Genomic DNA, 13,546 nt, shown 5'->3' with positions numbered 1-13,546 from the left:
CCTCAAATTAATCAAGTATTACTGCTGATTGGTATAAAACTCGCCTTTTAAAGCTGAGTCTTTAATATAAATCAATATTCATTTAGTCGATGAGAGCTATACCACCATAATATAGGCATTAAACTATTTGATCAGATTAATTACCTGAGCACGGACAATCCTCATCTTCTTTTTTAAGACACTGACGATAGTTAAACCAATGTGCTACAGCTATAAAAGCTGAGCCAGTTAAAGTTAGCACCTTTTCTGCACCTTCATGCCCTATAAAAATAGCAAGTAACATTAAGCACAACCCCACAATCCCAAAAGCCATATAACTAAACTGTTTATGTTTTTTACAGCCTAAGCTTAACGCAAGTAAACTTGTGGGTAGCACCGCCATTAATATCCATATATGAAACTGTTCGTTATCTAGTTGTAGTGCTGCCAAACTAGGTAAAAGTACTAAAATAATTGGCGTTGCAAAACAATGCACTGTACACATTAACGAAAGCCCTATTGCTAGACGATCCATTACACTTTGACTCGATTTCATTTTTTCCTCTACTAATCAATGTCTAAAAATAAATATTTACTTTTGCATAAGCATTTAAATAACAATCGTTAATTACACTTGCTACATTATAACATTTGAAGCACAATTGATACAATATAACATACCAAGAGTAAGGTAGAATGAAAAAAAAATCACAGTTAGCTCTTTTAATAGCCGCTTTATTTCCCGCGAGTGTGCTTGCAAAAACCATTCAAGGCACAGTGGTAAATACACAAGGCAGCGCTATAAGTAATGCTGTAATAGAACTTGAAGGCTCAGACATAAAAGTCACCACCGATAAAAACGGTCACTTTGTAATAGCCAAACTAAACAATGGACTCAAAGAGCTTCACATCGTTGCGCCAGGTTATGCGCATTTACATCGTGATATTACTATAGATACAGATGAAACACGCTCTGTATCGTTTACGCTTCAGCGCTCACCTATTGAAGTAATAGACATTGAGGCAACACCAATTCATATGTCGGCTATGGAGTCAGCCTCACCAGTCAGCGTTTTATCAGGCGAACAATTAAGGCGCGATCAAGCCGCTACACTAGGTGACACCCTTGAAAAACTCCCCGGTGTAAATACCAATTTTCATGGCAAGGTGGCGAGTACACCAATCATTCGTGGACTAAGTGGCCCCCGTGTACTTATAACTCAAAATGGCCTTGATGTAAGTGATGTGTCGCGCGTTGGCCCCGATCACTCGGTAGCATCAGAGGCTTCTACCGCACAACAAATTGAAGTATTACGCGGTCCTGCGACCTTATTTTACGGAAGTGGCGCTATTGGGGGCGTTGTAAATATAGTTGATAATCGCGTACCAACCGACAGCACAACACGCGGCGAATGGAACGTAGAGCACAACTCAGTAGATAATCAAAAAGTAGCCTCGTTTAATGCCACTACAGGTACAGACTCTTTTGCTTTTTATGCCGATGCGTTTTGGCGTGAAGCCGATGACTACGAGGTACCTGTCGCTGCCGATATAGACAGCGACGATGAAGGTCAAAGTGGTGACTATAAAGTTGAAAACAGTAATGAAGAATCTGAAGGTTTTACTGTTGGCGCTAGCTATTTAATGGATAACGGCTTTATAGGTTTAGCAATAGAGCAATTTAATCGCCAATACGGTATTCCTGGTCATTCTCATGGTGATGAAAGTGAGCATAGTGACGAGGAAAGCGTATTTGCCGATTTAGAGCAAACCAAAGTGCAATTACTAGGTGAATTCAATCTAAATAATAAGTGGCTAAACAAGGTAAATCTGCGCGCTGGCCATACCGACTACGAACACGCTGAGATTGAGGGTGGCGCTGTTGGCACTACCTTTAAAAACGAAACAAACGAATTACGCATAGACCTACTACATAACCAATTTAGCGAGTGGAATGGCGGCTTTAGTTTTCACTATAAAAATAGTGATGTAGAGGCGCAAGGTGAAGAAGCTTTTACACCGCCATCAGAGACCGAAAGCTTTGCTGTAGCGTTAATGGAAGAAAGGCACTTTGGCGACTTTTTAGTGCAATTAGGTGGCCGAATAGAGCGCGTAGAACTTAACGCAAGCAATGTATTACTGCCAAGTATTGATGCTCATGCACATAATGAAAGTGATGAACATGACGATCATAATCACGAAGAAGAAACCAATTTTACTCGCGTATTTGATGCAGAGCATGAATTTACGCCAGTCAGTTTGTCGGCCGGTGTAGTATGGGACTTTACACCTAACTATAACTTAGGGCTTTCGGTATCGCGCTCAGAGCGCGCACCTTCTGCGTCTGAATTATTGTCGTTTGGGCCACATATTGGCACCGCAACTTATGAAGTTGGCGCCTTATTTGATTTAGATGAAGATGGCCATTTAGGTTTGTCTGAGCAAACAACAGACCTAGAAACTGCCAATAATATTGATTTAACCTTTCGTAAAACCCAAGGTGATATTGGCTTTATATTTAACGCTTTTTATAACCAAGTAGACAACTATTACTACCAAATAAATACCGGCTTATACGCCGACAGTGGCCACAACCATGATGAAGATGAGCACAATCATGGCGACGAGGACGAGCACTCAGAAGAGCTTCCTGTTTATTTATTTAAAACAGATGATGTAATTTTACACGGGTTTGAAGCGCAAATTGCGTGGCAATTAACAGATGAGTTCAAGTTAGATTTATTCTCAGATTATGTACGTGCACGCCTTAAAGACGGCGGCGACCTGCCGCGTACACCTCCACTGCGTTTCGGTACTGAATTTAGCTACCAAACCGAAAAATTCAGTGCGCATATTCATGTAACTCGCTACCAAGATCAAGATCGCACGGCTCCTGAAGAAACTGCGACAGACGGTTACACCCTAATTGACGCCAGTGTGAGTTACGACCTATCGATACTTAATCAAGACCTATCTCTGTATTTAAAAGGTACAAACCTAACAGATACAGAGGCACGCGTGCATAGCTCATTTTTAAAAGAGATAGCGCCACGCCCAGGACGAAGTTTCGCATTTGGTATTCGCGGTTACTTCTAAAAAGAATTTTAAATAAAGGGAAACTAATATGACCAAATTATTCAAACTAAAATTGATAGCACTTGCAGTAAGCAGCACATTAATTACCGCCTGTGGCGATGCAGAAACCAACATTGTAGAAAAAGATCCTATTGCTGTGGTAGATGACGAGCATGAAAGTGATGACGAGCATGACGACGGCTATACCATAAGCTCATTTGGCAGGCTTGCTGTTCTGGCAGGTGACAGCAACGAAGCGAGCTTTTTTGATTTAGACGATAACGCACTACTTGATACGTTTGTATTAAACGATGACTCAAACACGTTATCTGCATCACCTGACTTTCGTTATGCTGTTATTGCTAATCGTACTCAAGATTACCTAGGGTTTATAGACGGCGGTATGTGGCGCGAAGATCACGGCGCTCATTTACATGATTACGAGCAAAGCCCGGTGTTTAGTAGTTACGAGCTTACAAGCGGCAGCCGCCCTACACACTTAATAACTCACGACGGACAATTAGCAATATTTTACGATGGCGATGCAGATTCAGGCGCTTCTGCTTCGGTTGAAGTATTAACCGATAACGATATTACCAATGCAACAGCCACACTTACTGGCATTAACTACGATATTAACATGCATGGTGTAGCTGAGCCTCGCGGTGAGCATTTACTCTCAACCATTCGTCGAGACGATGCAAGTAGCACATCTAATGCCAAAGTACTTCCCGATCAAGTGGGTGTATATCATCTTCACGATGGTAATTACGAACTAGAGCAAACGTTAGAAGTAACCTGCCCCGATTTACACGGCGCAGCACAAAATCACGATTATGTTGTATTTGGTTGTGGCGATGGTGTATTGATTGCTCACCAGCAAGGTGATGTATACAACGCTAAAAAAGTTGTAAATATAAACGCCGTAGGCGCTCACCGTATTGGTACTTTGTACGGCCACAAAAACAACGACACAATTTTTGGCATAGCCGCAGGACACGATGGCAGTGATTCAGTATTACTTAGCATTCATCCTGAAAATGCCGAAATGGAAGAAGTAGAATGGCAACTTGCTGATGGCGCAAGTGCTGTATCTTATTCTTTTTCAGCCAGTGGTGAACACTTTTTAGTACTCGACAGTCTAGGCTTTTTAAATGTACTTACAGGACATGACCATGACGGCGAAATGCACTGGGAACTCGCAGGCCAAGTCGATATTACTCAGGCAGACGTAACCACAATGCCCGAAGGTATGAGCTTTAGTATGACAGTGGCGCAAAATGGTCAGTTTGCTTATATTGCCGACCCAATTGCTCAACACATAGTGCAAGTGCACCTAGAAGATCTAGAAGTTGAAGGTGAGCTAGAGTTAACTTTTCCGCCTGCAAGCCTTACTTGGTTGGGGATTGCAGAAGAGGTAGAAGATGAAGGTCACGACCATTAATTTAAAACTAACGCTTTAAGTTAAAGCCACAAAACAAAAAACCCGTAATTAGGTTTACTAATTACGGGTTTTTACAGCTATTTATTTAGCTCTATTGTTACTTACGGCGCCAGCCACTCCATACATCATCTATATCATCGGCTTTATTTTTTTTCTTTTTCTTACCTGTGCCTTCAGGTTTTGCCATTGGCTTTTCATTTTTAAGCGCATCAGCAGCATCAAGATTAGCTTGGTTAACGGCAAAGCCGGTTACTTCTTCACGTTCAAGGCGAAGCTTGTTTTTCTTCTCGATTATTTTGAAGTGATGCAAATCTTCATAATCAATTAACGATAACGCTAAGCCCACTTCGCCAGCACGGCCACTTCGGCCAATACGGTGCATGTAATCAGCAGGGCTGCGCGGTAAGTTAAAGTTTATTACCACTGGCAGCTTTTCAATATCCAAACCACGTGCTGCAATATCGGTTGCGATAAGTACTTCGATTTCGCCCGCTTTAAATTTTTCTATTACGCGAGTACGCTCACTTTGGCCTTTATCACCATGAAATACCTGTGCGTTAACACCGCGTTTCTCAAGCTTAGCCGCTAAATGCTCACAGTCTTTTTTCGCGTTCACAAAAATCAATGCTTGGCGCCATTTATGTGTTTTAATTAAATGCGCTAAAACCGTGGTTTTTTCGCCTTTATTTACCGTAAACACGCGTTGAACAAGTGTGCTTTCATCTTTGTTTTGTACTTGTATTTCAACTGGGTCGTTTAACAGCTCTTGCGTTAATAGCTTAACTTGCTCAGGGAAAGTTGCTGAAAACAACATGGTTTGTTTTTTAGCAGGCATTAACGCTAAAAGGTCAGCCAGCTCTTCGGTAAAGCCAAGGCTTAGCATACGGTCGGCTTCATCAAGCACAAGCGTAGTTACATTATCGAGCTTAATCGCATTGCTTGAGATTAAATCGAGTAAACGCCCGGGTGTTGCCACTATAATATCAGCGCCACCACGAAGTGCCTGCATTTGTGTATTAACCGACACACCACCAAACACTGCAACTATTTTGATTGCGCCGTTAAAGTTAGCAGAATACGATTTAACGCTATCGGCCACCTGCGTAGCAAGCTCACGCGTTGGCACTAAAATAAGCCCTGTTACAAAATTACCCTTGCTGGCAGTACTTTTAGCGCCCTGCTCAAGGAAAGCTTTTTGCAACATAGGTAATGCAAACGTTGCCGTTTTACCTGAACCCGTATTTGCCCCTGCAATTAGGTCACTGCCCGCAAGCACACTAGGTATAGCCTTAGCTTGAATTGGCGTAGGCTGGGTATATTCCAAATCAGTTAAACGAGCTAATAGCTCTGGAATAAGGCCAAGTTCGGAAAAAGTGCTAGGGCTTGTGGCTGAGGTCATAAAAGTTATGGGCTTATTGCTAAAAAAGTAGCCTGTAATTTTAGCGTATTTAGCGCTTATTAAGTAGAGATTAGTGATTTAAATATGCATTTTAAGAGTTTGGGGGAAATTATCTCAACCCTTTATTAAGAATAATTATTCTCTAAAGAAACATTGCTTTAGTACCTTTAATAGGATTAAGTTTAGTTAGCATAAATCAATCACTGAATTAATATGATTAAACCAGACATAAGCTTTACCTCAATACTACACATACTAATAGTTCCAGACACTGATAGCCCCGAACATCAATCTCCTTTCCAAGGGTTTTTATTAGATTTGTTTAATGATAGCTATATCATGTTAATGCATTACATGAGCATACAACCATCTTCTGCTCTAGAAGTTTATATGGAGCAAGATGAACTAGTAAATTTCAGAAATACACTTTCTGTAAGTAACAATTTTTTATTAGATAAATCGAGTTTCTCTAAGCGCATCGAAGCATTTAACGGACACCCTTTTATTTATTGTTACTGTAGCAATTCAGACATAGTAACTTACGTAAATAAAGCTTGTGAGGACTTTAAATTTAAACCTATAACCGTCGGTTTCGATAAATCGTGTGATATATCTATAACACAAGATAGTAATGAATTTAGTACTTTTTTACTTGATGCATCTATAGCAAAGAAAATTGACAGCGTTAAAAGAAGCGGGAGACTACCAACCGAAATACTTAATTTCTTAAATAACAAAAATAAAAGAAATACTACAACAGTACCACTTAAACAAATATCTTATAGCCACGCAGTAACAAACCCAAGCGAAGCAGTTCTTTATGCTCTGGGGTATAACTTACCCAAAGTAAAAAGAATAACAGGCTCATCTAACAGAGATGTTTATATAAATGCAATGACCGAAGTGTCAGATACTGTATTTGATATTAGTATGAAAAAAAGTAAAGCTTTTACAAAATCAGATTTGATTGTTTATTCCCCTAGTATTTTCACTCATTTATATAACTTCAACAGCCAATTTTGGAACCATATAAAACGCATAGAAAAAAGTAAAAAAGTACGTGACTTTATTATGAAAGGGCTATTTCAAAATCCAAACTATTCAGGCTTTGATATCAAGGTAAATACAAAAGAAGAACTAGAAGAGATACTTAAGAGTAAGGTCATAAATCAAATAGTAGAAATAAGACAATCTGAGTTGGCACTATCTTCTGCCGCAATTAACTTTTTAAGCGTTTCAAATAACAGTCCAGCCTTAAGGCTTCCAAATTCAATAAATTTTTTTCACGCGAAACTCAAAGACATTGAAAGCCTATCTCAGTCAAACAAACCTAAATCAATTAATAATTTACAAAGAAAATTCAAAGATTTTACTTCATGCTTCAAACATGAAATAGGCGATACGCTATGTAATTACATCTCCAAAAATTCAAAGTCATTAATACTCTGTACTGACAGTATTTTAGATTGGGTTTCAATAGATAGAATCCCTTTGATGTTTACTCATGAAATATCTAAGATCAATACAACACCGGGAAATAAATTTCTTCAAGAATCAACTAATTTCTCTCATTTTAGCTTGAAGCAAAAAGATCTAACAAAAATTACCGTTATAAGATCCTTTAAAGATAATGACAAAATTAAACATATACTTGAAAATTCGCTAGATCATTATATTAATATAGATAATCAGATTGAACTGGAAATAATTGACGTTTCAACATCTGAAGAATTTATACATACGCTTAGTAATTTAAAAACAAGTATTTTAATTTTGGATTGTCACGGGAATCATGGTGGAAGTGAGTCTCATGGTTGGCTGCAAATTGGAGATGAACAAGTCGATATTTGGAGTCTACCTGTAGTATGTCCACCTATAATAATTTTGAGTGCTTGTTTAACATCTGCTATTGGAGGCTCACATGCCTCTGTAGCAAATGGCTTCTTAAGTAGAGGTAGTCTTTCTGTATTAGGAACATTGCTTCCTGTCGATGCTTTGAAATCAGCAATCTTCATTGGTCGGCTTATCTACAGGCTTAGTGGGTATTTAAATGCATTGAAAGAAGTAGGTGTAAAAACTATAAGCTGGAGGCAATTCATAGCTGGTTTTTTGAGAATGTCATTCTGTACAGATTTTCTATGCATTCTAAGAGATGAACATAAGCTATTAAACGAACGGCAATATAAAGAAATTCATGTTGAGTGTAATTATATAATAAATTCAAACTCACCTAATTGGTATGATAAAGCTTTGGAAGCAATTAATAACAATACAGGTTTGGATATTAATATGGTTGATGGTTTTATTCAAAATGTTGGTTTAACTGAAACAATGTATTATTCTCAGCTAGGTAGGCCTGAGAATATAATTATAGAGTTAGAATAAATACTCTACAATTAAATGATAGGTAGAAGAAGATCCTCTGTTGAGTGTAAAAAATTACACAACCTAGATACTGCATTTAAGCTTAAATACTAACCGCTACAATGCCCCTAAAAGTAAAATTATAAAGCGATATTCAAGGTCTTCATCCAATATAGTAAAATCATAAAAGACGCTTTCGCATCTTTTATGATTTTATAGCAATAACTCTTTGTTACTCAACCGTAACCGATTTAGCTAAGTTACGTGGTTGGTCAACGTCAGTGCCTTTAATTACCGCTACGTAGTACGACAGTAACTGCAATGGCAGTGTGTAAACAATTGGCGCAATAATATCGTCAGTGTGGTTTACGTTGATTACACGCATTGTGTCGTCTGATGCAAAAGCTGAATCTTTATCTGCGAATACGTAAATAATGCCGCCACGTGCGCGTACTTCTTCTACGTTTGATTTAAGTTTTTCTAGCAATTCGTTATTTGGTGCTACAACAATAATTGGCATGTCGGCATCAATAAGCGCTAGTGGGCCATGTTTAAGCTCGCCCGCTGCGTAGGCTTCTGCGTGAATATACGAAATCTCTTTAAGCTTAAGCGCACCTTCCATTGCAATTGGGTATTGCGAGCCACGACCTAAAAATAATGAATGGTGCTTGTCGGCAAACTCTTCTGCAAGATCTGCAATACCATCAGCGAGTAGTAATGTTTCTTCTAACTTAGCTGGAAGTACTTTAATTGCATTTACAATCGCGCTTTGATCAAGGCCTTTTTCTTGCGCGATAGACGCAGTAAGCATTAACAAACCAACTAATTGCGTAGTAAACGCTTTTGTTGAAGCTACGCCAATTTCAGCGCCCGCTTTGGTCATAAAGGCAAGGTCTGATTCGCGTACAAGCGATGAGCCAGGTACGTTACAAATGGTCATTGAGGCCATGTAACCTTGCTCTTTAGCTAGGCGTAATGCAGCTAGCGTATCGGCTGTTTCACCCGATTGAGAAATAGTAACTAGTAGGCTGTTTTCATGTACAAACGACTGGCGGTATCTAAATTCAGAAGCTATTTCTACATTACAGCTAACACCTGCAAATTGCTCAAGCCAGTAACGTGCAACCATACCTGAATGATAAGACGTACCACAGGCAATAATTTGCACATGTTTTACGTCTTTAAATATTTGCTGAGCGCTTTCGCCAAACGCATCAATTGCTACGCGATCGTCGTTTAAACGCCCTTCAAGCGTGTTACGTACAGCAAGTGGCTGCTCGTAGATTTCTTTTAGCATGTAATGGCGGTAGTCGCCTTTGCCTGAAGCATCTTGCGTAATGTTTGATTCAATCACTTCTCGCTCTACAGCGTCGCCATTTTCATCAAAAATTTCTACTGTGTCACGTGTAATACGCGCTACGTCGCCTTCTTCTAAAAAGATGAAGCTGCGAGTAACTGGTAATAATGCAAGTTGGTCAGAGGCAATAAAGTTTTCACCAAGGCCTAAACCAATAACAAGAGGGCTACCTGAGCGCGCTACAATAATTTCGTTGTCGTTGTCTTTATCAAATACAACGGTACCAAAAGCGCCTTCAAACTGTTTTACCGCAGCTTGAACAGAGGCTAACAATGTAGTGTGTTGTTGGCGTAATTGATGAATTAAATGCACCATAACTTCGGTATCGGTGTCTGATAAAAATTCATAGCCGTCACCTTTAAGCGCAGCACGTAAGCTTGCATGGTTTTCAATAATACCATTGTGGACAAGTGCAAGCTGGCTATTTGAAACATGTGGGTGAGCATTGGCTTCTGTTACGCTACCGTGTGTTGCCCAACGCGTATGTGCAATACCTGTATGACCGCTAACGCCTGCTTTTTCTAGCGCTGCTTCTACGTTAACTACTTTACCTACTGCTTTAACAGTATTAAGTGTGTTGCCATCAAGCAATGCTACGCCTGCTGAATCGTAACCACGGTATTCAAGACGCTTAAGGCCTTCAACTAAAATTTTGTTTACTGGACGTTCTGCAACTGCCCCGACTATTCCACACATAGTGTCTCCATTAATTTTTTAAATACTTGCTACTGAGTAGCTATTGTATAATCTCTGCGCAAATTAGTTTTACATCACACGCCTCAATTGCTTTGCGTTTATCGTCAGCTAAGCCGTTGTCGGTTATTAATGTGGTTACTATTTTCCACGGTAATTCTAAATTTGGTATTTTTCGGCCAATCTTGTCGGATTCAACCATTACGATTACTTCACGTGCCGCTTTTGCCATAACTTGGCTCAAACCCACCAGCTCATTAAAAGTGGTTGTGCCACGTTTTACATCTATGCCATCAGCACCAATAAATAGCTGATCGAAGTCGTAAGAGCATAATACATTTTCGGCAACTTGCCCCTGAAACGACTCAGAATGCGGGTCCCATGTTCCACCGGTCATCAAAAGTGTCGGCTCGTTTTCAAGTGATAGTAAACGACTCGCGACTTTAATGGCATTGGTCATAACAACTAACCCGCGTTTATTTGCAAGCTCAGGGATCATTGCGGCTGTAGTACGTCCGCTATCTATAATAATTCGGTTATGATCTTTTATGAGGGCAGCTGCAGCTTTAGCTATAGCCACTTTGCGCTTTGAATCTACTTCATCGCTAACAATCTCTTTAGGCAGTGCAATAGCACCACCATAACGGCGCAGCAATAAACCACTTTTTTCAAGCGCGGTTAAATCTTTTCGAATGGTTACTTCGGAGGTTTGAAACTGTTCTGCTAACTTTTCAACCACGACTTCACCTAGCTCATTAACTTGAACCAAGATATTGTGACGACGTTGCTGTGTGTTTCGTTTAGTCATAAATTAAGTTTCGTTTCGAAAGTTATTAGATTTTAAACGAAACAAGTTAAATGACAAGTGAATGAATGAAATTAAAGCAGCTTTAATCAAATAATAATAAAGGTAGAATGCCATAAGCTTTATTTTAAAAGAAACCACATGCAAGTATTTACTAGTTTAAACAAAGAATATTTAGCGCTGCGCAAACAAACTGGCGACACCTGCCGCCTATTTAATAAAAGTCCGAGCAAAGGCAACTTAAAACGTATTAGAGAGTTATTTTTGGAATGTGGTGAGGGCGTTATAATTGAAGCTGGATTTCACTGCGATTACGGCAATCAGATCACTATTGGTGATCGTACTTTTATAAACATTAATTGCACTGTATTAGATGCACCAATTGATGAAGGTGCAATAACGATTGGCAGTGACTGCTTAATTGGCCCTAATGTACAGCTATTAGCGGTATCTCATGCAGTTGAGCCCAAACAAAGACTACAGAAAGAAAACTTTGCAGCACCAATAACTATAGGTAATAACGTATGGATTGGCGCGGGAGCTATTGTTTTAGCAGGTATTACCATTGGCGATAATAGCGTGATTGGTGCCGGCTCGGTGGTCACCAAAGACGTAACCGCTAATACCGTCGTTGCAGGAAACCCAGCACAAAAAATACGTAACATTTAATAGTCACACAATCTTTATGACGAAAAGTTAATACTGTGTTACTTTTAATTTAACATAAATGCAACCCGTACTTAGTGATGTTTCTAAATATCGTTTTTATTATATTTTTACTTTTTTCTTATCCGGTATCGGCGAGTGTTTGTGAGCAGGATAAATCGGTTGATATAACGAGTGACATTTTAACCTGCAAGCAAAAAATCAGTAAACTCAAGCCACACTCAACAGCATCATTTGAGGCTAAATTAGAATTAGCTGTACTGTATAGGCAAGCTGGTGATTTAGCCTTAGCAAATTCAGAGCTTGAGCAACTACTTAGCCAAAGTTTAAGTATTTCACAGCAATATCATGTAACGCGACAACTCGGTATTAATGCATACAGACAAAGAGGTTATATTCAATCTCTTACTTATTTTCATAAAACACAAAAGCTTGCTACGCAGTTAAAAAACTTAAGTTATGAAGGTCAAACATCGAATGATCTTGCTAATGTATATCAAGCGCTTGGGGATTTAGACACCGCTTTAACTTTATTTTTAAACAGTTACGACATTGCTAAGCAATTAAACGACTTAAAACGCCAAGCAGTTACTTTAAATAATTTAGGGAATATATCGCGAGATATTAATCAATTAGATGATGCTATCGTGTCATTTCGACAAGCACATTTACTACATACACAACTTGGCAATCAAACAAAGGCAAACCATACGCTGATAAGCTTAGCTGAGGTGTTTTTTAAAAAGTTACAGTTTGATCAAGCTATAAATCTTATAAATTCAACGCTCACGCAGTTAAATAATAGTGGTGCGCATACTCAAGCTTCACGCGCCTACTTACTACTCGCTGAAATCGCTTTAGCTCAAAATAAACTTAATGAGGCACATAAATGGCTAGCAACACAAAAACGTACCCGTAGCCTTATTCAAAATGACAAAGTCGACCAACGGGCGCTATTAATAGAGGCAAAATTAAAACAACTAGAAGGTAATGACACTGAAGCACAAGTGTTATTAAAACAAGGATTAGCCAAAAACCACAATCAAAACAGCCAACTAACAGAGTTATTTTACATCGCACTCGCTCAGTCACAACAACAATCAAAACAATACCGTGATGCGCTAAGTACGCTTGAAGATTACAATACAATGTTACGCCAAAATCGAACAGATACGGCCAATCTATACCAGCTACGCTTGAAGCAAGCCGATATTCTCCCAAATAAGCCACAACATAACTATTTCACTCTTTATAATGTATTAGCGGTATTTAGTGCCTTTATGGCAGGAATGTTGCTCAGCTATAAATATTTAGCACAAATAAGCAAACCTCCAAATACAGTGAATAACGCCGCCCCCAACGAAGCTACCGACACAGAGCAAGACACTCGCCAATTAATTGTAGAAGTTATGACGCTATCGCTGAGTATTTGGGAACAAACAAGCTCAAAAACAAGAATTGAGCTAGCAGAAGAAAGTAAAATGTGGAAAGTAAACATTGATGATGGTCGGCTGCGGGTGCGTACATTAGAGCGTTATTTAGCGATTAAAACACTGCCTAAAAAACCTCGCTGGCGTAATATAATAAAAACCGCACATTATGTTATTAACCACTGCAATGAAGAGCATGATGATTTACATAAACTAAAACAACAAGTACAAAAGCTTGAAGTACTTGCTAAAGCCTCACCTCACTATTTAACCTGAACTCTGGTTAAGAGATTTACTAACATATTGAATCATGGTGATATTTAAATTTATTTTC

Annotated in this window: 9 protein-coding genes; 5 read left to right on the top strand and 4 right to left on the bottom strand. The window is 39.1% G+C overall.

Annotation, left to right across the window (positions count from 1 at the left end; all coding sequences use genetic code 11):
* Positions 1–136: 136 nt before the first annotated feature.
* Positions 137–535: a MerC domain-containing protein gene (locus D172_RS00440; RefSeq protein ID WP_007377375.1), complete on the bottom strand. Its 399-nt coding sequence runs from the start codon at positions 533–535 to the stop codon at positions 137–139.
* A 140-nt stretch (positions 536–675) separates the two neighbouring features.
* On the opposite strand from D172_RS00440, the gene D172_RS00435 reads away from it, so the two are divergent.
* The gene (locus D172_RS00435; protein ID WP_007377374.1) at positions 676–3,075 is read left to right on the top strand and encodes a TonB-dependent receptor; all 2,400 of its coding nucleotides are present in this window, start codon (positions 676–678) and stop codon (positions 3,073–3,075) included.
* Between the two features lie 28 nt (positions 3,076–3,103).
* Entirely contained in the window at positions 3,104–4,498 is a 1,395-nt protein-coding gene (locus tag D172_RS00430; protein WP_007377373.1) for a hypothetical protein, read from the top strand.
* Positions 4,499–4,595: 97 nt separating this feature from the next.
* On the opposite strand, the gene D172_RS00425 is transcribed toward D172_RS00430, so the two are convergent.
* Positions 4,596–5,897, bottom strand: coding sequence for a DEAD/DEAH box helicase (locus tag D172_RS00425; RefSeq protein WP_007377372.1), 1,302 nt, complete (start codon positions 5,895–5,897; stop codon positions 4,596–4,598).
* A 213-nt stretch (positions 5,898–6,110) separates the two neighbouring features.
* On the opposite strand from D172_RS00425, the gene D172_RS00420 reads away from it, so the two are divergent.
* The gene (locus D172_RS00420; RefSeq protein ID WP_007377371.1) at positions 6,111–8,282 is read left to right on the top strand and encodes a hypothetical protein; all 2,172 of its coding nucleotides are present in this window, start codon (positions 6,111–6,113) and stop codon (positions 8,280–8,282) included.
* 211 nt (positions 8,283–8,493) lie between these two features.
* On the opposite strand, the gene glmS is transcribed toward D172_RS00420, so the two are convergent.
* Positions 8,494–10,314 (bottom strand): glutamine--fructose-6-phosphate transaminase (isomerizing), encoded by a 1,821-nt coding sequence (gene glmS, locus D172_RS00415; RefSeq protein ID WP_007377370.1) that lies wholly within the window; start codon positions 10,312–10,314, stop codon positions 8,494–8,496.
* A gap of 40 nt (positions 10,315–10,354) precedes the next feature.
* Positions 10,355–11,119 carry a DeoR/GlpR family DNA-binding transcription regulator gene (locus tag D172_RS00410; RefSeq protein ID WP_007377369.1) on the bottom strand — a complete coding sequence of 255 codons (765 nt, stop codon included), beginning with the start codon at positions 11,117–11,119 and terminating at the stop codon, positions 10,355–10,357.
* Positions 11,120–11,257: 138 nt separating this feature from the next.
* On the opposite strand from D172_RS00410, the gene D172_RS00405 reads away from it, so the two are divergent.
* Together D172_RS00405 and D172_RS00400 are read left to right on the top strand one after the other, a co-directional pair.
* Positions 11,258–11,785, top strand: a complete 528-nt coding sequence (locus D172_RS00405) for a sugar O-acetyltransferase (RefSeq protein ID WP_007377368.1) — start codon at positions 11,258–11,260, stop codon at positions 11,783–11,785.
* Between the two features lie 77 nt (positions 11,786–11,862).
* The gene (locus D172_RS00400) at positions 11,863–13,488 is read left to right on the top strand and encodes a tetratricopeptide repeat protein (protein WP_007377367.1); all 1,626 of its coding nucleotides are present in this window, start codon (positions 11,863–11,865) and stop codon (positions 13,486–13,488) included.
* Positions 13,489–13,546: the final 58 nt, after the last annotated feature.

The sequence above is a fragment of the Pseudoalteromonas sp. Bsw20308 genome (assembly GCF_000310105.2).
GTDB lineage: Bacteria > Pseudomonadota > Gammaproteobacteria > Enterobacterales > Alteromonadaceae > Pseudoalteromonas > Pseudoalteromonas fuliginea.
Note: the sequence above shows the minus strand (reverse complement) of the source record. Positions and strands in the feature narration are given on the sequence as shown.

Coding starts and splice junctions, on each gene's coding strand:
- D172_RS00440 (WP_007377375.1), bottom strand. CDS start 535: ATGAAATCGAGTCAAAGTGTAATGGATCGTCTAGCAATAGGGCTTTCG.
- D172_RS00435 (WP_007377374.1), top strand. CDS start 676: ATGAAAAAAAAATCACAGTTAGCTCTTTTAATAGCCGCTTTATTTCCC.
- D172_RS00430 (WP_007377373.1), top strand. CDS start 3,104: ATGACCAAATTATTCAAACTAAAATTGATAGCACTTGCAGTAAGCAGC.
- D172_RS00425 (WP_007377372.1), bottom strand. CDS start 5,897: ATGACCTCAGCCACAAGCCCTAGCACTTTTTCCGAACTTGGCCTTATT.
- D172_RS00420 (WP_007377371.1), top strand. CDS start 6,111: ATGATTAAACCAGACATAAGCTTTACCTCAATACTACACATACTAATA.
- glmS (WP_007377370.1), bottom strand. CDS start 10,314: ATGTGTGGAATAGTCGGGGCAGTTGCAGAACGTCCAGTAAACAAAATT.
- D172_RS00410 (WP_007377369.1), bottom strand. CDS start 11,119: ATGACTAAACGAAACACACAGCAACGTCGTCACAATATCTTGGTTCAA.
- D172_RS00405 (WP_007377368.1), top strand. CDS start 11,258: ATGCAAGTATTTACTAGTTTAAACAAAGAATATTTAGCGCTGCGCAAA.
- D172_RS00400 (WP_007377367.1), top strand. CDS start 11,863: ATGTTTCTAAATATCGTTTTTATTATATTTTTACTTTTTTCTTATCCG.